Origin of the sequence: Rhodanobacter sp. B04 (assembly GCF_002001125.1) — a bacterium.
GTDB lineage: Bacteria > Pseudomonadota > Gammaproteobacteria > Xanthomonadales > Rhodanobacteraceae > Rhodanobacter.
Genome location: NZ_MUNV01000005.1, coordinates 36,624 through 57,789 on the forward strand (window position 1 = coordinate 36,624; position 21,166 = coordinate 57,789).

The 21,166-nt window shown below is 60.6% G+C and carries 19 protein-coding genes and 1 tRNA gene; 9 read left to right on the forward strand and 11 right to left on the reverse strand.

The window, feature by feature from the left end; all coding sequences use genetic code 11:
• Positions 1–116 precede the first annotated feature (116 nt).
• The 9 genes from B0E46_RS00190 (at position 117) to B0E46_RS00230 (ending at position 8,150) form a co-directional block, all read left to right on the forward strand.
• Positions 117–401 carry a DUF2249 domain-containing protein gene (locus tag B0E46_RS00190; RefSeq protein WP_077439607.1) on the forward strand — a complete coding sequence of 95 codons (285 nt, stop codon included), beginning with the start codon at positions 117–119 and terminating at the stop codon, positions 399–401.
• A complete protein-coding gene (locus tag B0E46_RS00195; protein WP_077439606.1) occupies positions 382–1,638 on the forward strand; it encodes a hypothetical protein in 1,257 nt (418 codons plus the stop codon). Before B0E46_RS00190 ends, B0E46_RS00195 begins: the two co-directional genes overlap by 20 nt.
• Positions 1,635–2,051, forward strand: coding sequence for a putative zinc-binding protein (locus B0E46_RS00200; RefSeq protein WP_077439605.1), 417 nt, complete (start codon positions 1,635–1,637; stop codon positions 2,049–2,051). The genes B0E46_RS00195 and B0E46_RS00200 overlap by 4 nt, the downstream gene beginning before the upstream one ends.
• Positions 2,032–2,892, forward strand: coding sequence for a chorismate mutase (locus tag B0E46_RS00205; RefSeq protein ID WP_077553711.1), 861 nt, complete (start codon positions 2,032–2,034; stop codon positions 2,890–2,892). The genes B0E46_RS00200 and B0E46_RS00205 overlap by 20 nt, the downstream gene beginning before the upstream one ends.
• A gap of 48 nt (positions 2,893–2,940) precedes the next feature.
• Positions 2,941–3,966 (forward strand): quinolinate synthase NadA, encoded by a 1,026-nt coding sequence (nadA, locus tag B0E46_RS00210; protein WP_077439603.1) that lies wholly within the window; start codon positions 2,941–2,943, stop codon positions 3,964–3,966.
• On the forward strand, positions 3,963–5,414 hold the full coding sequence (locus tag B0E46_RS00215) for an FAD-dependent oxidoreductase (protein WP_077553712.1): 1,452 nt from the start codon (positions 3,963–3,965) through the stop codon (positions 5,412–5,414). The genes nadA and B0E46_RS00215 overlap by 4 nt, the downstream gene beginning before the upstream one ends.
• A gap of 124 nt (positions 5,415–5,538) precedes the next feature.
• Positions 5,539–6,054 (forward strand): 3-hydroxyacyl-[acyl-carrier-protein] dehydratase FabA, encoded by a 516-nt coding sequence (gene fabA, locus B0E46_RS00220; RefSeq protein WP_077445554.1) that lies wholly within the window; start codon positions 5,539–5,541, stop codon positions 6,052–6,054.
• Positions 6,054–7,262: a beta-ketoacyl synthase N-terminal-like domain-containing protein gene (locus B0E46_RS00225; protein WP_077553713.1), complete on the forward strand. Its 1,209-nt coding sequence runs from the start codon at positions 6,054–6,056 to the stop codon at positions 7,260–7,262. The genes fabA and B0E46_RS00225 overlap by 1 nt, the downstream gene beginning before the upstream one ends.
• Positions 7,263–7,490: 228 nt before the next feature.
• Positions 7,491–8,150, forward strand: coding sequence for a hemolysin III family protein (locus B0E46_RS00230; protein WP_077439599.1), 660 nt, complete (start codon positions 7,491–7,493; stop codon positions 8,148–8,150).
• Between the two features lie 36 nt (positions 8,151–8,186).
• Here the strand turns inward: B0E46_RS00230 and B0E46_RS00235 are convergent, their stop codons facing one another.
• The 11 genes from B0E46_RS00235 to B0E46_RS00285 form a co-directional block, all read right to left on the reverse strand.
• Positions 8,187–9,077: a U32 family peptidase gene (locus B0E46_RS00235; protein WP_077439598.1), complete on the reverse strand. Its 891-nt coding sequence runs from the start codon at positions 9,075–9,077 to the stop codon at positions 8,187–8,189.
• Positions 9,078–9,081: 4 nt separating this feature from the next.
• On the reverse strand, positions 9,082–10,080 hold the full coding sequence (locus B0E46_RS00240; protein WP_077445413.1) for a peptidase U32 family protein: 999 nt from the start codon (positions 10,078–10,080) through the stop codon (positions 9,082–9,084).
• Between the two features lie 279 nt (positions 10,081–10,359).
• Positions 10,360–11,841, reverse strand: coding sequence for a UbiD family decarboxylase (locus tag B0E46_RS00245; RefSeq protein WP_077439596.1), 1,482 nt, complete (start codon positions 11,839–11,841; stop codon positions 10,360–10,362).
• Entirely contained in the window at positions 11,838–12,086 is a 249-nt protein-coding gene (locus B0E46_RS00250) for a hypothetical protein (protein WP_139350364.1), read from the reverse strand. The genes B0E46_RS00245 and B0E46_RS00250 overlap by 4 nt, the downstream gene beginning before the upstream one ends.
• Positions 12,087–12,153: 67 nt before the next feature.
• The gene (locus B0E46_RS00255; protein WP_077439594.1) at positions 12,154–13,272 is read right to left on the reverse strand and encodes a PLP-dependent cysteine synthase family protein; all 1,119 of its coding nucleotides are present in this window, start codon (positions 13,270–13,272) and stop codon (positions 12,154–12,156) included.
• Positions 13,265–15,253, reverse strand: a complete 1,989-nt coding sequence (locus B0E46_RS00260; RefSeq protein WP_077445415.1) for a pyridoxal-dependent decarboxylase — start codon at positions 15,251–15,253, stop codon at positions 13,265–13,267. Before B0E46_RS00260 ends, B0E46_RS00255 begins: the two co-directional genes overlap by 8 nt.
• A gap of 1,100 nt (positions 15,254–16,353) precedes the next feature.
• Positions 16,354–17,088 carry a nitrous oxide reductase accessory protein NosL gene (locus B0E46_RS00265; RefSeq protein WP_077439592.1) on the reverse strand — a complete coding sequence of 245 codons (735 nt, stop codon included), beginning with the start codon at positions 17,086–17,088 and terminating at the stop codon, positions 16,354–16,356.
• Positions 17,089–17,269: 181 nt separating this feature from the next.
• A tRNA-Ser gene (locus B0E46_RS00270) sits at positions 17,270–17,362 on the reverse strand.
• A 77-nt stretch (positions 17,363–17,439) separates the two neighbouring features.
• Positions 17,440–17,643, reverse strand: a complete 204-nt coding sequence (csrA, locus tag B0E46_RS00275; RefSeq protein ID WP_077553715.1) for a carbon storage regulator CsrA — start codon at positions 17,641–17,643, stop codon at positions 17,440–17,442.
• Positions 17,644–17,909: 266 nt separating this feature from the next.
• Positions 17,910–20,537 carry an alanine--tRNA ligase gene (gene alaS, locus B0E46_RS00280; protein ID WP_077553716.1) on the reverse strand — a complete coding sequence of 876 codons (2,628 nt, stop codon included), beginning with the start codon at positions 20,535–20,537 and terminating at the stop codon, positions 17,910–17,912.
• A gap of 85 nt (positions 20,538–20,622) precedes the next feature.
• The gene (locus tag B0E46_RS00285; protein WP_254424983.1) at positions 20,623–21,123 is read right to left on the reverse strand and encodes a regulatory protein RecX; all 501 of its coding nucleotides are present in this window, start codon (positions 21,121–21,123) and stop codon (positions 20,623–20,625) included.
• Positions 21,124–21,166: the final 43 nt, after the last annotated feature.

A 21,166-nucleotide genomic window follows, 5' to 3' on the forward strand; every position in this document is an offset into this window, starting at 1 on the left:
GGGAGTACTGGATAACGCTCTCTGACCGAAGGTCGAACGTCTCGTCGACACGACAATTGGATGTCGTTTGATCCAGATCAGCGCGTCAACGTGATACGTGTGCTGCAATACCGATTATGCATCACGTTAGCCGTCCCATTCAGCAGGTTGCCACTGACGTGAAGTGGCCTGAATACGACCTGAGAGGGCGTCCCTGCCCCGAACCGATGCAACGTGCACTCGAATTTTCCGACGCGTTGGAGCCGGGGGAGAGCGTGTGTGTACTCACCCCACTGTGGCCAACGCCACTGCTTGAAGTTCTGGACGCACGCGGCCTTCAGACCAGAGTGTACGCACTGGCTTCCGGTGGCATGCGTGTGTTGATTTCCCGACCCGATCACGATGGTACAGCTGGCGCTTGAGAAGGCACCGCCGACGGCGTTGCCGCGCCGTTTCCTGCTCAGCGTACCGCTGTGGGGAATGTTCGCAGGCATACTTCTAGTCGTCGACGGTGATGCACTTCTGCGCACGCGTTGGCTGCCGGAAACTCTAGCGCTGGTGCACGCATTTACTCTCGGTGTTCTCGGCAATGCGATGTTCGGCAGCGTGTTGCAATTCCTGCCGGCAGCGGCTGGCGTACACGTGCGTGGCAGTACATCGCTCGGGCCTTGGTTGCACGTACTGTTCAATCTCGGCCTAGCCCTGCTGATGACGGGACTGCTTGCTGGTTGGCGCCTCGGCCTTCTGGCTGCTGGCGTGCTGCTTCCGACAACATTCGTGCTGCTATGCGCGATGACTTTGCCGGGCACGCTCTCGGCTGTTGGCCAACGTCTTTTGCGGGCAGGTATTGGCGTATCACTGGTGTTTGCTTTGTCTACAGCATTGCTTGGCGGTTGCCTGGCACTGGGTCTTGGTGGCTGGTTGGAGATACCGCTAGCTGCGCTGGTCGACGTGCATGCAAGCTGGGGATTACTGGGGTGGACCGTACTGCTGATCGCCAGCGTGGCGCGCGTAGTGATGCCCATGTTCCAGGGAACTTCCGTGGTACCGGCGGCGGCACAAGCTGCATGGCTGATGAGCCTGCTGTTGGCGTTGCTCGCTGGGGCGTGGCTACGGCTGCTACGCGACGATGCCTCATGGCTACGCTTAGCACTAGCTATCCATGCACTGCTGTTTACTTGCTCTGCACTGTGGCTGCAATGGCGGGCGCCGCGGTCACGGCGAGGACCCTTGCTTTGGAGTTGGCAGGCCGGACTGGGCGCACTAGCGATTACCGCGCTTATCCTTCTCTGGGATACACGGAACGAATTATTGGCTGGCGCATTGGGGCTGTGTATCGCCCTGCCATTGCTGGTGAACGGTATGTTGCTGGAGATTGTGGCCTTTCTCGGCTGGATCGCCTTACACCGTCGTGTCAGTCGTGGCGTGCGGATACCCGGCATACAACGGCTTCTGCCTGAATTGGACAAGGCCCGTGTGCTGCTGGCGCAACTGCCGCAGGCATTTCTGCTACCAGCGGCTGTGTTGTGGCCACGCCTTTGGCTGGCGCGTTCAGCCGGGCTGGCGATGCTACTGGCATGGCTTTGCCTTTGGCTAACTCTTGATGGCGTGCGCCGACGCGCAAACCGCTTTCTGCTTAATATGGAGGATCATCCATGACTGGTAGGCCGCCGCTCGTCTATTCCTGCTCTGGCTGTTCCAGTGCGGCACAGATGGCCAATCACCTCGCACTGCAACTGGACCGCGCAGGCGTCGCGGAGATGTCGTGCATCGCCGGCGTTGGTGGCGGCGTGACTGGACTGGTCCGCACCGCACAAAGCGGGCGACGCATCCTCGCGCTCGACGGCTGCATACTAAAATGTGCCTCGGCCTGTCTGACCAACGCGGGCGTGGTGGCCGACACACATCTAGTTCTGTCCGACTATGGCGTAAAGAAACGCCAGCATGCCGATTTCGATGCCACCGAAGCACGACGCGTCTATCTGGACAAGGTGCTTCCGGCAGCACGAGCGCTGTTAGCGCTGCCAGCGGCCGCCACCGGGGAGACGGTCGATGTATCGACATCTTCCTGAGCATTTCGCCCTGTCGCGGGCGCGCGCCGTGATTGATCGTGTCGATGACGGCTTAATTCTTCTGCTGGCCGCACGCCGTCGGATGGTGCACGTGGTGGCGGCTCTCAAGCCACGTGCGGGAGTACCACTGCGCGATCCGGCGCGGGAGCGTCGGGTACGCGACCGTGCGCAGAAACTAGCAGCGCGACTCAATCTGCCATCGTCCACCGCAGAGGATCTACTGGACCTGGCCATCGGCGATGCTTGTCGCCAGCAAGGATTGATTGTTGACGTGGATCAGAGCGGTGCTCGCGACTCTGCTTCAATAATGGCGTCCACTATGCCTAGCCCCCCACATTTATCCTCCCTTGTTCCACGTCTGCTGCGCCTGTTGCCGCCACCACAGAGGATAGCTCCGCTGCTGCATGTCGCGCCATCGCGCTGGCAGCACACTTTACTCGAGGCAGGGATGGCGCATGTACTTGCCACTCCTTTGCGCGTGGGCGCACTCGACTTCATGCTTGGACGACGACTAGCCATCGAGGTGAGCGACCTGCGTATCCGCTGGGTGCTGGAGTTACGTGAAGGACGTTTGCGTGTGACCAATGACGCGCCAGAGGCCAGTGTGCGCGGTAGCGTCGCGGACTTGTTGTTACTGGCCTGCCGGCTGGAAGACGCCGACACGCTCTTCTTCCAACGCCGGCTGGTACTCACTGGCGACACGGAGCTTGGTCTTACGGCGCGCAATATGCTCGACCGGCTACCGTGGGAGGCGATACCGCTCGGCCTGCGCATTTTGCTGAACCGGAGCGCCCGCTTCACGCGCGCCGCCCGGGCGGCGCATCGACGTGAGGAAGCCTGACAGGTTGCTGCGGCACGTGTTTCTCCTACATTCCCTCTGCGGATCGCCATGACCGACCCCGACACGTTGCCATTGCCTATCTGGCGTGACGCACTTGAGCATGAATATGCCGAACTCGGTGCACGCCTCGAACACTTGGTGCCCTGCCTTGAATGGCCATTTCACCTACCCTGGATCGAGGCTATCAACCGGCTGAAGAAACAGCGTGGCGCCGTGATCATGGCGCACAGCTATCAGTCAGCTGAGATCTTTCACGGCGTGGCAGACGTCACCGGCGACTCGCTCGCACTGGCACAGGCGGCGGCGGACTGTGAGGGCCGCCTGATTGTGCTGTGCGGAGTCCATTTCATGGCTGAGAGCGCAAAGATCCTGGCCCCGGAAAAGACGGTCTTGATACCTGATCTAGAGGCCGGTTGTTCACTAGCTGCGTCGATCACCGCTGCTGACGTGCGCGCCTTGCGAGCGAAATATCCTGGAGTACCCGTAGTTAGCTATGTCAACACTTCGGCTGAAGTGAAGGCTGAGTCTGATGCCTGCTGCACTTCGGCCAATGCGGTTGAAGTAGTAGAGGCGATGGGAACGAACCAGGTGATCTTCCTGCCCGACCGCTTCCTTGGAAATTACGTCGCGAGCAAGACCAAGGTGGAGCTGTTGCTGTGGACCGGCCGCTGCGAGGTACACGAAAAATTTACTGCACAACAGGCTCGGCACGCACGCGAATACTTCCACGCCAAACTGATAGCACACCCCGAGTGCCCCCCAGAGGTATGGGCTGAGGCCGATTTCGTCGGCTCTACCAGCGCGATGGTTCGCTGGCTGGCTAAGGAAAGGCCGGAACGCGTGGCACTGATCACTGAATGTTCAATGGCGGACAACTTGCGTGCACAGTTCCCAGCCACCGAATTCATCAAGCCATGCAACCTCTGCCCGCACATGCAGCGAATCACCCTGCAGAAAATCTACACCTGTCTGCGCGACCTGCGGCATGAGGTCAGGGTGCCCACTGACATCGCTGTACGGGCCAGGACGGCACTGATGCGGATGCTTGCGATAGGCCGGCAGGAAACGATATGACGCGCGCAAGGCCACCTGTAGTGGTGGTGGGTGGTGGTGCAGCCGGACTGACCACAGCGCTGGCGTTGGCGCCAACGCCGGTACGCCTGCTTTGCCGCGCACATGATGGCAGCGGCACGGCCAGCGCGCTGGCGCAAGGCGGTATCGCTGCCGCTCTTGATCCAAGTGACAGCCCCGCCATGCATGCCCTCGACACACTCACCGCCGGGGCGCACCACAATAATGCTGCGATGGTGCAGTGGCTTTGCTCGCAGGCACCGGCGGCCATCGGCTGGCTGCAGGCGCAGGGCGTTGCATTCGACCGAGATGCGGACGGACATCTGCACCTTGGCCGCGAAGGCGGACATCTTGCCGCACGGATCGTGCATGCAGGCGGTGATGCCAGTGGTGTGGCGCTAGTTCAGGCGTTACGTCAACGCGCGCAACAGTCATCCCATATCCAGTGGCGCGGCGATATGGACGTGGATGGACTACTGCTGCGCGGCGATGCTGTCTGCGGCGTGTGTACCCACGATACGCGCGGCCATCGGCATGAAATGGAGGCCGCCGCAGTTGTGCTGGCCACCGGTGGTATCGGTGCGTTGTATGCGCGCACCAGTAATCCTCCCGGTGCAGACGGCAGCGGTTTGGCGCTAGGCATGTCCGCCGGCGCGCGAACTCGCGACCTCGAGTTCGTTCAATTTCATCCGACCGCGCTTAACGTTGCGGGCGTCCATTGTTTGCCGCTGATCACCGAGGCCCTGCGCGGTGCCGGCGCGCGTCTGTACGGCGCTACCGGTCAGCTGTTGATGGCCGATCAACATCCGCTGGGTGATTTGGCACCGCGCGATGTGGTGGCCCGTCGCGTGTGGCAGGCATGCCGCGATGACGGCTCCGCATGGTTGGATGCACGCGAAGTGGATGGTGAGTGGGAGCGGCGCTTTCCCACCGTCTTGGCGGCATGTCTTGCCGAAGGCATCGATCCACGACTGCAGCCGATACCGGTGACGCCAGTGGCTCATTTCCATATGGGCGGAATTGCGGCAGATGCAGATGGCCGTACAGGTGTGCCCGGTTTGTATGCCGTCGGTGAGGTAGCCTGCAGCGGCGTGCATGGCGCTAACCGACTGGCCAGCAACTCGCTGCTCGAAGGCGTGCTGTGTGGTCAACGCCTGGGTTTGATGTTGGCCACCATGGATTTGCGAGCAGCAAGCAGCGGTCCATATCGCTGGGTTGGGCGTGCCGCGAGCCTGCCACAGTCGCGGCTGGAAGCTCTGCGCATGTTGCTATGGCAGACCGCAGGACCGGAACGTGAGGCAACTGGCTTGCAGAACGCGCTGAAGGCATGTCTGGCTTGGGCCGATGAAGGTTGGCAGGCTCGCCTCGCACAACGGGTGCTTGAGGCAGCCCTATCGCGCACTCACAGTCTCGGGGCTCACTATCGCACCGATGCCGTCATGCCAGCTTGACTGCGCGATTGTGCCGCACGCCTAAAACAGACGCTGGCGTATGTTTGCACCCCCTTGACCAGCGTCATGGTGCCCGGGTGGAAAGCCTCGCAGACTGGTTAGGTCTTCCTCTGCAAACATGGCCATGAACCGACCTTCTTCGTTCGACTACGCTCAACTGCTTGCCTGTGCCCGCGGTGAATTTTTTGGTCCCGGCAACGCTCGTCTACCGTCGCCACCCATGCTGATGTTCGACCGCATCACCCGTATTGATGAACATGGTGGCGCTTCCGGCAAGGGCGTCATCCTTGCAGAGCTGGATGTCCGGCCTGACCTGTGGTTTTTCGGCTGCCATTTCGACGGTGACCCTGTGATGCCAGGCTGTCTTGGCTTGGACGCGATGTGGCAACTCAGTGGGTTCTTCCTGCCATGGCTGGGTGAGCCCGGTCGCGGTCGGGCGCTTGGCGTGGGCCAAGTGAAGTTTTCCGGACAGGTATTGCCGAGTGCAAAGTTAATCCGCTATGAGATCGATATCCGCCGAGTGCTACGTGGAAAGCTGTCCATGGTGATTGCAGATGGCAAAACGTATGTCGATGACCGGCTTATATACGTAGCCACCGACATGCGAGTTGGCCTGTTCCAGTCGACGGAGGGCTTCTGATGCGCCGCGTAGTGGTAACCGGCATGGGCATCGTGTCTTGCCTTGGCAACGCCGCGGATGCTGTCTCTTGCGCACTGAGCGAAGCACGCAGCGGAATTCGCGCCGTTCCAGAATATGCCGTTCGCGGCTTACGCAGCCAAATCGCCGGCGTGCCGCAGATCGATCTCAATGCGGTGATAGGCCGTAAGTTGAAACGCTTCATGGGTGATGCAGCGGCCAATGCGTACGTGGCGATGCGAGCGGCCATTGCCGATGCTGGTCTTGCCATCGAACAGATATGCCATCCGCGCAGCGGTGTGATCGCCGGCTCCGGCGGTGGCTCAGCACAGTGGCAGATTGAGACTGCTGACCTTCTGCGCGAGAAGGGTGTACGTAAGATCGGTCCATACATGGTACCCCGCACGATGTGTTCCACAGTGTCAGCAACACTCGCCACCGCTTTCGGCATTCTCGGCCTGAGCTACTCGATCGCCGCGGCATGTGCCACCTCGGGCCATTGCATTGGCGCGGCAGCAGACCTGATCCGTCATGGTGCGCAGGATGTAATGTTTGCTGGTGGCGGCGAAGAACTGAACTGGGGTATGACCGCGCAGTTCGATGCGATGGGCGCTTTGTCCAGTAACTATAACGACGAGCCGCAAACCGCATCGCGCCCCTACGATGCGGGTCGCGACGGCTTCGTCATCGCCAGCGGTGGCGGCATGCTGGTGCTGGAGGAATACGAGCATGCAAAGGCGCGGGGAGCATGCATCCATGCCGAACTGGTCGGCTATGGGGTGACCTCGGACGGAGCCGATATGGTGTCGCCATCAGGCGAAGGCGCAGTGCGTTGCATGAGGATGGCAATGCAGGGCGTGACGTTGCCAATCGACTACCTCAACACCCACGGCACCGCCACCCAGATGGGCGACATTGTGGAATTGAGGGCTGTCCGCGAGGTATTCGGAGAATCCGTACCGGCAATCTCCTCAACCAAGGCTTTGACGGGGCACTCGCTCGGCGCGGCGAGCGTGCATGAGGCAATTTACAGCCTATTGATGCTCAGGGATGGCTTTATGGCAGGGTCCGCCAACATCGTCGAGCTTGATCCGCGCGTCGAGGGATTTCCCATCCTGCGAGAGACGCGTCAGGCGACGTTGAACACCGTGATGTCCAACAGCTTCGGCTTCGGTGGCACCAACGCTAGCTTGGTATTTGCGCGGGTTTGACAGCTATCAGCTGCCTGGGCGGGGGCACCCACGTGTCACCCCTTGCAAGACTATCCCTACCATTTGCATTTGCTGAAATCTGGCGATCGCTACGGTGGCGGCAGCTCAGTCGAGCCGATGAGCTGCGCTCCAAACCCGGCTGATGACAGGGACTCTGATATCAGATCTGTCCCTTCCGTGCCGCACAAATAGATTCATTTTGAAATTCATAGCAAGGGCCAATATCACATGCCACGAACGTCAGTCAGCGCCATCACGCGGCACCAAACCCTCGGCGAGGAAATCGCCAACAGTCTCAGTCACGGATTTGGCTTGTTGCTGGCTATCGCCGCCCTACCCATCCTGGTCATTCATGCGCAGCACGTGGGTGGCATCTCGGCGATCGTGGGAGCGGCGATATTCGGCAGCAGCGCCGTCCTGCTCTATCTTGCTTCAACCCTCTACCACGCAATCTCACACCAACGGCTCAAGGCCATCTTCCGAGCGCTGGATCACGCAGCCATCTATTTGCTGATCGCTGGAACCTATACGCCAATCACCTTGGGCGTGCTTCACGGAGGCTGGGGTTGGACCATGCTCGGCGTAATCTGGAGCCTGGCTCTGGCGGGGCTGGTGTTCAAGGCCATGGTAGGTCCGCGATTTCCACGCGTGTCCACCCTTATGTACGTCGCCATGGGATGGGTGGTGATGATCGCCATCCGGCCGCTGTGGCTACACATGTCGGCAAATGGACTGCTTTGGCTCGGAGCTGGCGGTTTGGCTTATACCCTGGGCGTGGTGTTCTTCGTGCTAGACGGTAGGATTCGATACAGCCATTTCATCTGGCATCTGTTTGTCCTTGCCGGCACAACATGCCATTTCTTTGCAGTGCTGCTTTACGCGTTTTGATCGACGAGAAGATTGCGCCTGCCCACACCGCTGCCCTCAGACAGCGGTGTGGAGCATCTGCATTCCCGGCTCGCCGTGCCAGTAGCCGTTGCGTATACCGATCCGCGGCGGCGCCACTGGCGAGCGACGCGCAAGGTGAAAGTGCGCCACGACATCGGCCATGCCACTAACTTGCGGATATAAACGAAGCACGTCGACGCCAAGTTCGCGAAGTGCAGGCAACTGGGGACCGAGATCGGTGACTTCCTCGCCCTGGATCTGGATGCCGTTGATGCGTAGGAACGGTCTACCCTCGCGAGTGGCAAGCGGCATGCCATCGGGGTATTCAATACAACGAAAATCGCATTGATCTTTGCCAACATCTAGGGCACGCGCGGTGAAGCAGCGCGCTGAGTAAGCCAGTGGCAGTCGACCAAACGCTATCACCTCAAGTTCCGGCATCGTGAGGTTCTCAGCGAGCATCGCCGCGCGAAGCTCACGCAACAGCACTTCGCCCTGCTCCACGCCAGGAACCCAGCGATGCAGACCATCTTCCATCAGTAATGCGAGTGCTCGATGGTTGTAGACATTGAGCGATGGACCGGCAACGAAGGGCACGCCACGCTCGCGGCACAACTGCACTGCGGAGAGATCGTTCGCCTCGATCCAGCAGTTACCGTCACTGACCAACCGTTTTAGTGCGCCGAGTTCAGATTCGGCTTCGATCAGTGCCAATGATGACAACACGACTTGCTTACCGCTCTCGCTAAGTTCCGCAGCCAGTGCGATCCAGCCCCCAGTGCTCATCTCTCGCCGTTTGCTACATACGGTCTCACCGAGATAGATGATATCAATGGGCCATTGCGCTGCCTCACGGTAAAAGGCCAAAGTGCGCTCGCGGGGCCAAAAATACTGTAATGGTCCCAAGCTTAGTTTCATCGTATTCATCGGTTCAGTGCCAATGACGGTGATAGGGGCCGAGCGTGGTCTGGTGACCCTCGGCATGTGCTGACAGCGAGCGTTGCCAGTCCGCTTGCAGCTGCCAGTCCTGCGGTGATCTGTGGTAACGATCCAGTGCATCACGCCAAGTGCGAGTGACCGAACTCACGTAGGCCACACCGCGTTGGCGGCCCTCGATCTTCAGAGCCGTCACCCCTGCCTGAGCGAGCCGAGGAAGCAACTCCAAGGTATTGAGACTGGTCGGCTCCTCAAGTGCGTGAAATACCTCACCGCCGACGTCAAAGCGTCCTTTGCACACTGTGGGGTAGCCCGCTGGCTCCGCGGGCTCAAATCGGTCAATCAGCACCTTGTTCAGGCGGACACTGCGTCGGCCGTCTTGCTCCTCCTCCCAGCGTACAAAGCTGGCCGGCGAACACACGCCGTGACGGTTCGGCGAAGCACCAGTGACATAGCTCGACAGCTGACAGCGCCCCTCAACCATGATGCATAGACTGCCGAATCCGAAGACTTCCAAAGGCACCGGCGAATTCATGCACAGTCGCTCCACCTGCTGGATAGAAAGTACCCGTGGCAATACGGCACGACTGATGCCAAAGCGCTCGTACATGTAGTGCAACGCGGGCGCAGTGGTAGCCGAACCCTGCACCGATAGATGTCGCGCCAGCCCTGGATGGGTACGTGTGGCGTAGTCGAGCACCGCCATCTCAGCCGCAATGATCGCATCGCAACCAAATTCCGCCGCCTTGTCCACAGCCGCCTGCCAGTGCGCCAGCCGTACGCTATCTGGATAGGTGTTGAGCGCCAGATAGACCTTGCGACTACGCGCATGCGCGTAGTCGATCCCTGCACTCAGCTCTTCGTCACTAAAATTGAGACCAGGGAAGGCACGCGCGTTGGTCTGATCGCGAAAGCCCGCGTAGACCGCATCCGCACCGGCATCAATTGCCGCCTGCAATGCCGGCAAATTGCCTGCGGGACAGACCAGTTGCATACGCACGCACCTTGGGAAATCGAACAGACCGCATCATGGCGCGTGCAGGTAGCAGTTGCCTTGATGTGCGTCAAATCGGGCATGGTCATCAGATAGGGTAGTTGGCTTGGTGAAACTCATGCTCGCCGACATCGCTGCGGTTCGGCACAGTCGGTACTTTCACAGTGGGCATGGTTGGCACTCCGCCATGGCCAGTGGAAGCACCCTACCGCACAATGCAGGTCGAGCTCGCGGACCGCTACGCCCACTGCGAGCCCTTGAGCTGGAAGCCTGCGACGCCTAACCGGCCACGCGGGTGGCCTGCATTGCGGCCCACATCACGTCAATGCGCTGTGCAACGGCGGCATCCGGCACGATCGGCCTACTCCATGTACGCACCGTTTCGGACGGCCATTTGTTGGTCGCATCGAGACCGAGTTTCGAGCCGATGCCGGCGGAAGGGCTCGAAAAATCCAGATAGTCGATCGGAGTATTCTCGACCAGCATCGTGTCGCGTGCTGGATCGACACGGGTGGAAATTGCCCAGATCACGGCCGACCAGTCGCGTACGTCGATGTCGTCGTCAGTGATGATCACGAACTTGGTATACGTAAACTGGCGCAGATAGGACCACACGCCCATCATCACTCGCCGTGCGTGACCAGCGTACTGTTTGCGGATGCTGACCACCGCGATGCGATAGGAACATGCTTCCGGCGGCAGGAAGAAATCGACGATCTCCGGAAATACCTTCTGCAGAATCGGCACGAAGATATCGTTCAACGCCATCGATAGCACAGATGGCTCATCGTACGGCGCGCGTCCCATATAACTACCATGGTAGATCGCGTCCCGGCGCAAGCGCATGCGTTCGATCGTGAATACGGGAAAGTGATCTTGCGCGTTGTAGTAGCCCGTGTGGTCACCGAACGGCCCCTCCAACGCGGTGTCGCCCGGGTAGATGAAACCCTCCAACAGTATTTCGGCACCGGCCGGCGCATCAAGGCCGGTCAGCTCGCTGCGCCATACGCGGGTGCGCTGGCCACGTAGCAAACCGGCGAATTCGAATTCAGACAACGTGTCTGGCACCGGCGCCACCGCCGCCAGCATTGTCGCCGGATCAGCCCCGACCGCCACCAGCACAGGGAATGGGCGCTCCGGATGCGAGGCAACCCAGTCGGCATAGTCCAGCGCACCCCCACGATGCGGCAGCCAACGCATGATTACTCGATTCGTTCCGATCGCCTGCTGCCGGTAGATCGCCACATTCTGCCGTGCCTTGCGCGTGCCACGGGTGACCACTAGGCCGAACGTGATCAGCTTCCCTGCATCCCCGGGCCAGCAATGCTGGATTGGCAGGCGCGAGAGGTCGATGTCGCCGCCTTCTACACCTTCGTACTCGAAGGCAGCCTCATGCACGTACTGAGGTGCGACGTGGGCTAGTTGCGCCAGCTCCGGCCATGTCGCCAGGGCTTGGCGCAGACTGGATGGCCAGCGCGGCTCCTTGATCGAAGCCAGAAGCTGCCCCAATTCACGCAGGGATGCTAATGGCCTTCCGGCCAACGCTGTCTCGATCCTTGAGCGATGGCCAAACAGATTGCCAAGCAGCGCGTGCGAAGCACCCAGCGGCCGCTCCATCAACAATGCCGGGCCACCTTCGCGTAGTGCGCGCTCGCTAAGCGCGGTTGATTCCAGGTACGGATCAATCGCTTCATTCACACGGATTAGCTGTCGATCTCCCTCCAGTCGCGAGAGAAAGCTACGCAGGTTGTGAAAGCTCACGGCGATGCCTGCGGTGGCTGGGGAATGGCCAGACTCTCATCACTGGCATGATCTATGAGTTGCTGATGGATCAATTCCAGCTCGGCCAGCAAGCGCACGCGCTCCTCCTCGGCTGCGGAGGCCTCGGCAGGCCTAGCAGGCAGCGCCATACAGGAATCATAGGCACGCCCATCCTGCACATCGTAGATGAGCAGATCGCACAGGGTCCTGCCGAAGCGGCCAAAGCCTAAGTTGGCTAACGACATGTCGGCTTTCTCGAATCGGCGCGGCGGCATATGACGGCAGGCAGCATGTAGACGTATTGATTGCGTTTCATATCGCGCCATTGCCCGGGATGCGCCAGCGGCCATCTTGCAGGGTAGAGCGCAGTGCGGCGTCCCACGTCGAAATATCGATACCACGTGCGGCCAGCCACTTTCGATCGAACAGCGTCTGCGCGTAACGTTCACCACGGTCGCACAGCAGGCTGACAATGCTGCCATGTTCGCCGTGGGCCCTCATCGATGCGGCAAGCTTCAGGCAAGCAACCAAATTTGTACCGGACGAGCCTCCGTAGCGATGGCCAAACAGCTCCTCCAGAAGCCAAGCGGCGGCGATCGAGGCGGCATCGGGTACCTCGATCACCCGATCGACCAAATCAAACAAAAATCCTGGCTCTACCCGTGGCCGGCCAATGCCTTCGATCAACGTCGGCTGGCTTGCCCTGACGTTGGGATCCCGGCTGCGCCAGCCATGCACAAAGCCACTGCCCGTCGGCTCGGCTACGCACAGCTGCGTATAGAGCCGACGGTAGCGCAGGTAGCGCCCGATGGTGGCGGAGGTACCACCAGTTCCGGCACCACAGACGATCCACGCTGGCACCGGTCTGGGCTCCAAAACGAGCTGGCCGATGATCGATTCTGCGATATTGTTGTTGCCACGCCAGTCGGTAGCCCGCTCGGCCAGGCCGAACTGGTCAAGATGACAGGCGCCGCGCTTCGCGTGCGCAATCGCCCGCTCATGTACCTGCGACGGGTCATTGACGAGGTCGCACTCGCCTCCGAGCGCATGCACGTCGCGGATCTTGCCTGGCGCAGTACCCTCTGGCATCACTGCGATGAACGGTAGTCCAAGCAATCGCGCGAACCATGCTTCCGAAATTGCAGTGCTGCCAGAGGAGGCATCGACCACGGTTTGCCCTTCGCACAGTCGGCCATTGCACAGTGCGTACAGGAACAGCGAGCGTGCCAACCGGTGCTTGAGGCTACCGGAGGGGTGCGCGGCTTCGTCCTTAAAGTAGAAGTCGATTCCGTGAAAGCCGGGGAAGTTAAGCTTGAGTAGATGCGTGTCGGCCGAGCGGGCCGACTCCTGCGCCAGCTTCGCCAGCGCGTTGTGCACCCAGCATCGTTCGAACTCGCGTTGTGGATTGACCAATTTCAGGATCCTATCCAATGCCCGCCTTCCTGATCAACGTCGGGCGAGAGGCGTCAGTAACGGTCAGCGACTGCACGCGCCGGCCGAGGAATTCAAAGTAGCGATCGATATAACTGATGCCGTTCTCATGATCGATCAGGTACGGGTTCATCAGCGTATGACGCAGTATCAGCAGGCGTCTGTTTTCGCCGTCATGATTGAGAGTAGCCAGATCCAACCCCAAGGCATTGAGAATGCGTGCCGTCTCCACCAGCCCCAGCTCCTCCGGCCGCAGACTGGTTACCGAGCCGAAGAATTCCTTCAATTGCAGCGGCTGGCCTGGATCACAGCGCAAGGTGTCGTGCAGCGCACCGACGAATGCATTGGCACCAGCCAGCGATGTGTTGCCGCGCGGATTGAGCGCAAGACAGACCAAGTTACTGTCCGGCGCGAACGGCACCAGCGCGTGCACGCAGTCAGCCAGATCCAGTGCAAACCGCTGCGCACGTGCGTAGAACGCCTCGGCGGCACGTATGGTGGCGCGCGGCAAGCGGCCGAAATGGCGGTGATCCAGCGGCAGTACCTTGTGGGTCACATACGCCGCGGCCGCCGCCGCGCCAGCCTTGGAACCTTCTGGAATGAACTGGCCGAGGCTACGGTAACGAGCCAGGTAGTCGCTGGGCGTGCTGGTATGGAACACGTAGTCAGCGCGCTCGGCCAGCAACGCCATCGCGCGATGGTCACGGCAAATGAAGGCGCCCGTGCCGTAGGGTAAGTAACCAAGCTTGTGCGGATCTACTGTAGCCGAGTCAGTGTCGCCCAGTGCGGCAAATGCCGCATGCACCGCTGGCGTTGGGAACTGTACGTACTCAGTGGCTACCTCTTCTCGCCCGCGCAGGGTGCCATTCTCGTTACGGAACAACGTGGCCAAGTAGCCACCCCAAGCTGCATCCACATGTACCGAAAAGCCGAGCCCATGTGCTTGAGCTTCCGTGCGTGCAGCTAGAACCTCATCTATCGGATCAATCGTGCCGTACTCTGTGCTGCCTAACACTGCCACGCACATCAGCACCGGCTGCCGGATGCGGACGCAGCGTTCCAGGGTGCCCCGCAATGCAGAAGGATCCAACCGCATGCCTCGGGTCGGCAGAAGCTCCAATTGGTCGCGCCCGAGGCCTAGGAGCTTCAGCCCCTTGCTCCATGAGTAGTGCGCGGTTACCGGCGCCAGCACTAGTGGCACGCGCAGCTGCGGGTGCGCGGCGAAGAAGCCGACCAGACCGCGTTGTTCGACGCGCTCATCGTCCACTCGTTTCAGCCAGTGCGCCCGCTCGGTCGGCGGCTGCGCCGCCAGCCAGGTTTGCCACGCTTCCAGAACTGCGATGCCATCAGCATGAGAAAGATTGAAGGCGCTCCAATCATCTGGTGGCAATTCAAGTTGCGGCACACGCGCCGCACGAAGCGCAACCGGGAATGCCTTTAGCGCAAGTGCGAGTCGCAGCGCCTGGTAGTTCGCCAACGTACCGCCCGAGGTCAGATGCCCGAAGGCACAGGCCGGCTGCACCGGATCGTGCGGATAACCGAGCATGCGTGCCAGTTGAAGTCCAACCTGCACCTCCATATCAACCGTGACCGGCGCAGCGTCCTCGCTGACGTTATTGGGGTTGTACGGCAGCGTCAGTATCTGTGCTGCCAGCCCTGGTAACAGAAGGTCCGAAGCCATATGCCCGATGTAACGAGGGCTGTGGAACGGCACTGATTTCTTCAGTGCCGCGGACAAAAGATGGAGCTCGCGACGCATGCGCGATTCAAAAGCGAGGTAGTCGGGGTGTTGGGCTGCGCCGGTGGCAATAGCCGGTGGATCCTCCGGATGAAAATTGCGCCGCCAATACACGTGGTCGCGCAGGAACTCGACGATCAACCTTTCCAGAAGTGCGTCGTTCTCACCATAGGGACCAAGAAAGCAAGCATCCAGCGTGTGGTCGCGTGACTCCAATGCCGAGAACGGCTGTGCTGCGCTCATAGGAGCCTCTCGCATGTCCTGCCAGAAGTCAGATCGCAATATTCGACCGTGACCTTACCTTTCTGCTGAGTGAGCAAATCCGCACGCGCGCGATCCACACGAGATAGCTCGAGCGGAACCCAACCCAACGCTGTCAGCACACTATGGCCTATGACGTGAATTTTCACATTTTCACTGCTCATCGCACATCTCAGAGAATGTGCATATCCTGGTCCACACAGGGCGTAGTCCCATTGATGCAGATCAAACCACAGCAATATCTTTGGAATTTCAACCGCAGCGCAACTTGTGCGATACCGACTGACGACGGCATCTCACTTGCGTGAAGATCGTCAGATTCGCCTGACTGTCGCTAGCGAACACACCGCTTGACCAAACGTGCACTCGATGTGGTCAACGATCCCAAGTGACTTTCGCTGAATCGAGTACCTCTAGGGTCTGCTGCTGGTTGACCTTGCTCCTAAATTTTCCACCTCATAATCGTGATCAGTGGCGGCTTGTTTGGTCGGATCGGCTTGCCGGTGCTTCTCGAACTGCATCCGCGTAACGTACGGCGAAGCTTCGTTAGAATAGGTTCACCAGGGCTCGGCACGAACGCTATTCCAGCCGCCCGCGTTCGACGCATAGCCTCACCTACGGCGTGCGCTGCGATGGGCCGCTTTCGGGGCCAAGAACGATCAGCGCAATCAACACAAGAAAAATCAGTTTGCCAATATTGGCAACAAACATCAGACACCCCTAAGGCTTGCTGATGCTTCCACGATTGTCTTGTCCAACACTGCTTTCAGACAGAGCCTATGCCGCCAACTGGTCTTGCGCCCCAAGATCCCGCCCTTCCTCACCATTCATGTTTTTCTTAAGCCTCCGAATAGCTGACCCCAAATCCGGCCCATACGGCTCAACTTGCTTGCATCAAAAACCAACACAACCACGACTACAAGGATGATTCGATGCCAAATGTTCAAGATTGAAAGAATTCGCGAATAGGCCACTCGCCAATCTAATAGGCATTTGACGTCAGCGAGCCGACGGTAACCAGGCAGAATACTGCCGCCATTGCATCAGCCTAGCGTTCGCACGCAACAGAGGTACCTTCTATGTCAGTGCGATTTCCCGTCAAGCAGAGGGAGCTGCCTCTTTCGCTGCCCTGAATCAATCTCATGCGGAGCAGAGTTCGACATGCGCAGCAGATCAGGGAGTTCTTCCTGCTTAGCCCACGGCGAATCAGCAGAATGAGGTGGCCTAATACAAGCTTTGGCCAAGGCAAATTCCGGTGAGCCTTGAGTCGGGCAGCTATACCCAAGCATCGAGGTCAGCTCGGGAGTCACGTCGGGAAATCGCAATACTTCTCCGCCGTGCTTGCTAACGAATGCCTCGGCATCCTGCCTGGAGGCAAACGATGCAAACGTTGGTCCCATCAAGCCACTCAGTGGTTGCCAAGCCACGTAGTAGGCCTTACGCGCATCGACAAACGTATTGGCCTCGTTGGAGGGGTGCTGCCAATTGATTCGGGCGCTGTCTTGCACCAGCAGATGCTGCAGCCTTGTCATGTTTTCCGGTTGCAGGATATAGGCAAAGAAATCACGGGTTGAGCCGAATTTCAGGGGGAACTTGTCACCCTGAACATAGGCCTCCCCACGCGGCCCGGGGCCGGCCTCGATGTACATCCCACAGACCGCGCAGACATCGCCTTTATGGATGTCCACCGCGACCTGTGGTGCTGGCGCTTGCCTGCTCTCACAAGCAGCCAATGAAAGGACAACAAAGGCTACCAACAAGAACTCGAGGGCCCCGCCCTTCCCCTTGCAGCGCGGGCGCGACGTGTGCATTTTCATACAAGCACGCCTCATAGGCGCGCTCCCTTGCTACGCCGCGAAGCACTATCTGCGGATAGTCTGTCTAACAAGCCTCAACGAGACAGAACCACAAACAATAACGGCTGGCATACCCAATGGCATACCAGCCGTCCTGTCTCACAGATAAGTTGTTTGAAATCAACAACTTATCTCACTTCATTGGCGGAGAGAGAGGGATTCGAACCCTCGATAAGGCTTTTGACCCTATACTCCCTTAGCAGGGGAGCCCCTTCGGCCACTCGGGCATCTCTCCGGGGTTTGTTCCCGCATTGCTGCGGAGCCGCGAAGGATACTGACCGGCGAGCTCCAGGTAAAGTACTTGCTGCGCAATCAGTGCTCGGCAGAACCTTCCGGCGAACCGCCACCTTCGTTTTCGCCCTTGATCCGCTGATAGATTTCCTCGCGGTGGACGGCCACGTTCTTGGGCGCGTTGATGCCGATACGCACCTGATTGCCCTTCACGCCCAGAACGGTAACGGTCACCTCGTCGCCGATCATCAGGGTCTCACCGACCCTGCGGGTCAGAATCAACATGATTTCCTACTCCATTAATGCTGTTGGTCACAGGCCTGCAGATCGACGGCATCTCACCCCTGAGCCCATCCATCCGCAGTTCGACGATTGATCCGCCGAAGGCCCTACCGCCTTCCCGGCTCACAGCCAAAACACTCCATAGCGTCCTGACTGGTGACGCTGCTCCAAGGCAACGTCAACACCGCACCGATACTAACTGAGCGCGATTATCGTGCGCAATCTACCTGAATCGTGCGAAATGGCAGGTTCAGGTTGCATCTCGGCAACTATTGGCCTGCGACCCAATCCGGCAATGCCTGCAGGATGGCCGGCAACTGGGGTGTATCCGTTCCGCCGCCTTGCGCCATGTCAGGCCGGCCGCCGCCCTTGCCGTCGATCTGTGCGGCGACGTGTGCCACCACACTGCCGGCCTTGACCCTGCCAAGCGCCTTGCCATGCACGCCGGCAATCAGCGAGACGCGACCTTCCGCCGCACCGGCCAACAGGATCACGCAGTCGCCGAGCTGCTGCTTGAGTTGATCCACGCTGTCGCGCAGCGACTTGGCGTCCAACCCTTCCAGGCGCGCGGCAACGACCTTGATGCCGCCGACATCCTGGGCGGAGCCGGCCAGGTCGGCGGTAGCCGAACCAGCGGCCTTGCTGCGCAGCGCATCCAGCTCACGCTCGAGTTTCTTCTGCTTGTCGAACAGCTGGCGCAGCTTCTCCACGGCATCGTCGCCGCTGCTGGAGAGCAACTGCGACAGCTCGCCCAGGCGGCGCTCTTCCTCGGCCACGTAAGCCAGCGCACCGGTACCGGTGACTGCCTCGATGCGACGCACACCGGAGGCCACGCCAGCCTCGCTGACGATCTTGAACAGGCCGATGTCGCCGGTGCGGCCGACGTGGGTGCCGCCGCACAGCTCCGTGGAGAAATCGCCCATCTTCAGCACGCGCACTTCGTCGCCGTACTTCTCGCCGAACAAAGCCATCGCGCCGAACTCGATCGCCTGGTCGTAGCCCATGTTGTGCACTTCGGCGGCCACATTGCGGCGCACCTCGGCATTGACCATCTCCTCCACCCGGGCCAGCTCGTCATGGCTCATCGGCTTGAAGTGCGCGAAGTCGAAGCGCAGGCGCTCCGGCGCCACCAGCGAACCCTTCTGGCTGACGTGGTCGCCCAGCACCTCGCGCAAGGCCGCGTGCAGCAGATGTGTCGCCGAATGGTTGAGCACGATCGCCTGGCGCCGGGCGGCATCCACGCGGGCCTCGACCACATCGCCAGTGCGCAACGGTTGCGTCCCATGCCAGCGGCCGGCATGGCCGAAGAACACGCCGCCCATTTTCAACGTATCGCCGACATCGAAACGACCGGCAGCATGACGCAGCTCGCCGGTATCGCCGACCTGGCCGCCCGACTCGGCGTAGAACGGCGTGCGGTCCAGAATCAACAGACCTTCCTCGCCTTCGCCCAGCTGCTCTACCTGCTTGCCGCCACGCACGATGCCGAGCACCTTGCCGTCCTGGCCATGCAGCGCCTCGTAACCGAGGAAAACCGTGGGCTTGAGCTGGCTAGCCAGTTCGGCCGGCATCAGGCCCTTGGCTTCGAAGCGACCGGCGGCGCGGGCACGCTCGCGCTGCTCGTTCATGGCCTGCTCGAAACCGGCCATGTCCACCTCGAGGCCACGCTCGCGCGCGATATCGGCGGTGAGGTCGACCGGAAAGCCGTAGGTGTCGTACAAGCGGAACGCGTCGGCACCCGGAATGGTCTTGCCGGACTTGGTTGCGACTTCATCGAACAGGCGCATGCCGTGCTCCAGCGTCTCGCCGAAGCGCTGTTCCTCGGTGCGCAGCGCATCTTCCACGAACGCCTGCTTCGCCGGCAGCTCGGGATAAGCCTCGCCCATTTCCTCGACCAGCGGCTGCACCATCTTCCAGAAGAAGTCGCCGCGCACGCCGAGCATCCAGCCATGCCGCAGGGCGCGCCGGATGATCCGGCGCAACACATAGCCACGGCCTTCGTTGGACGGCAGCACGCCGTCGACGATCAGGAACGAGCAGGCACGGATGTGATCGGCGATCACGCGCAGCGACTTGTTGGCCAGATCCTTGGTGCCGGTGAGTTCGCCGGCCACGCCGATCAGGTGCGCGAACAGGTCGATCTCGTAGTTGGAATGCACGTGCTGCAACACGGCGGCCAGGCGCTCCAGGCCCATGCCGGTGTCCACGCACGGTGCCGGCAGCGGACTCAGCGTGCCGTCCGGCGCGCGGTCGAACTGCATGAACACCAGGTTCCAGATCTCGATATAGCGGTCGCCGTCCTCGTCGGGCGAACCCGGCGGCCCACCGGCGATCTCGGCACCATGGTCGAAGAAGATCTCGGTGCACGGGCCGCAGGGACCGGTGTCGGCCATCTGCCAGAAATTGTCCGAGGCGAACGGCGCACCCTTGTTGTCGCCGATGCGCACGATGCGCTCGGCCGGCACGCCGACTTCCTTGTTCCAGATGTCGAACGCTTCGTCGTCCGTGTGATAGACGGTGACCCACAGCTTCTCGGCAGGCAGCTTGAACACGCTCGTCAACAATTCCCATGCATACAGAATCGCGTCACGCTTGAAGTAGTCGCCGAACGACCAGTTGCCCAGCATCTCGAAGAAGGTGTGATGACGCGCCGTGTAACCCACGGCATCCAGGTCGTTGTGCTTGCCGCCGGCGCGCAGGCAGCGCTGCACGTCCGCTGCCCGGACGTATCCAGGTTTTTCGCTGCCGAGGAACACGTTCTTGAACTGCACCATGCCCGAGTTGGTGAACAACAGGGTCGGGTCGCTGGACGGCACCAGCGAGCTGGACGGCACGATGGTGTGGTCCTTGGAACGGAAATAATCGAGGAAGGCAGAACGGATTTCGGCAGTTTTCATGCGAGTCATGGCGGCAAACGGTAGAAGGCCACGCCATGGCCGCACCGCCGCGTTCAGTCCATCCATCCTCCGCGGAGGATGGATTTCAGGAGATATCGTCGGTAGCGTCGTCCACGTCGGCGTGGGTAACACGCCGTACTGTGGCGGCCGGAAAGCCGCGGCGCAAGAGGAATTGCGCCCGACGGGTGCGTTCGACGGGGTCCGTCGTGCCCGCACCGCCGTAGCGACGCCGCAGCTGGGTGGCGGCCGAAGCGTCCCAGTCGACCTCGGCCGCGTCGAGCAACTCGCGGATCCGGGCATCGGCCAGTCCATGGCTTTTCAGCTCCACGCGCAGGCGCATCGGGCCGTAACCCTGCGCAATCCGGTTGCGCAGCAGCACCTCGGCGAAACGGTCGTCGTCCTGGTACTTCTGCTCGCCTAGCCGGTCCAGCGCGGCGCCGGTTTCCTCGCCCTCATAGCCACCCTGGCGGAGTTTGGTCTTCAGCTCGCGCCGCGAATGCTCGCGACGGGCCAGCAAGCCAAGCGCCTTGTCGTAGGCGCTGCGCTTCGGCCTGGCCTGATCTTCCTTGGCGGGAGGACGTTTCATGGCCACGCAAACGCGCATGGCCCGGACAAGCCGGGCCATGCAT

Bases quoted from the DNA above. Each gene is read 5' to 3' on its own strand.
- B0E46_RS00190 (WP_077439607.1), top strand. From the start codon at position 117: ATGCATCACGTTAGCCGTCCCATTCAGCAGGTTGCCACTGACGTGAAG.
- B0E46_RS00195 (WP_077439606.1), top strand. From the start codon at position 382: ATGGTACAGCTGGCGCTTGAGAAGGCACCGCCGACGGCGTTGCCGCGC.
- B0E46_RS00200 (WP_077439605.1), top strand. From the start codon at position 1,635: ATGACTGGTAGGCCGCCGCTCGTCTATTCCTGCTCTGGCTGTTCCAGT.
- B0E46_RS00205 (WP_077553711.1), top strand. From the start codon at position 2,032: ATGTATCGACATCTTCCTGAGCATTTCGCCCTGTCGCGGGCGCGCGCC.
- nadA (WP_077439603.1), top strand. From the start codon at position 2,941: ATGACCGACCCCGACACGTTGCCATTGCCTATCTGGCGTGACGCACTT.
- B0E46_RS00215 (WP_077553712.1), top strand. From the start codon at position 3,963: ATGACGCGCGCAAGGCCACCTGTAGTGGTGGTGGGTGGTGGTGCAGCC.
- fabA (WP_077445554.1), top strand. From the start codon at position 5,539: ATGAACCGACCTTCTTCGTTCGACTACGCTCAACTGCTTGCCTGTGCC.
- B0E46_RS00225 (WP_077553713.1), top strand. From the start codon at position 6,054: ATGCGCCGCGTAGTGGTAACCGGCATGGGCATCGTGTCTTGCCTTGGC.
- B0E46_RS00230 (WP_077439599.1), top strand. From the start codon at position 7,491: ATGCCACGAACGTCAGTCAGCGCCATCACGCGGCACCAAACCCTCGGC.
- B0E46_RS00235 (WP_077439598.1), bottom strand. From the start codon at position 9,077: ATGAATACGATGAAACTAAGCTTGGGACCATTACAGTATTTTTGGCCC.
- B0E46_RS00240 (WP_077445413.1), bottom strand. From the start codon at position 10,080: ATGCAACTGGTCTGTCCCGCAGGCAATTTGCCGGCATTGCAGGCGGCA.
- B0E46_RS00250 (WP_139350364.1), bottom strand. From the start codon at position 12,086: ATGTCGTTAGCCAACTTAGGCTTTGGCCGCTTCGGCAGGACCCTGTGC.
- B0E46_RS00260 (WP_077445415.1), bottom strand. From the start codon at position 15,253: ATGAGCGCAGCACAGCCGTTCTCGGCATTGGAGTCACGCGACCACACG.
- B0E46_RS00265 (WP_077439592.1), bottom strand. From the start codon at position 17,088: ATGAAAATGCACACGTCGCGCCCGCGCTGCAAGGGGAAGGGCGGGGCC.
- csrA (WP_077553715.1), bottom strand. From the start codon at position 17,643: ATGTTGATTCTGACCCGCAGGGTCGGTGAGACCCTGATGATCGGCGAC.
- alaS (WP_077553716.1), bottom strand. From the start codon at position 20,537: ATGAAAACTGCCGAAATCCGTTCTGCCTTCCTCGATTATTTCCGTTCC.
- B0E46_RS00285 (WP_254424983.1), bottom strand. From the start codon at position 21,123: ATGAAACGTCCTCCCGCCAAGGAAGATCAGGCCAGGCCGAAGCGCAGC.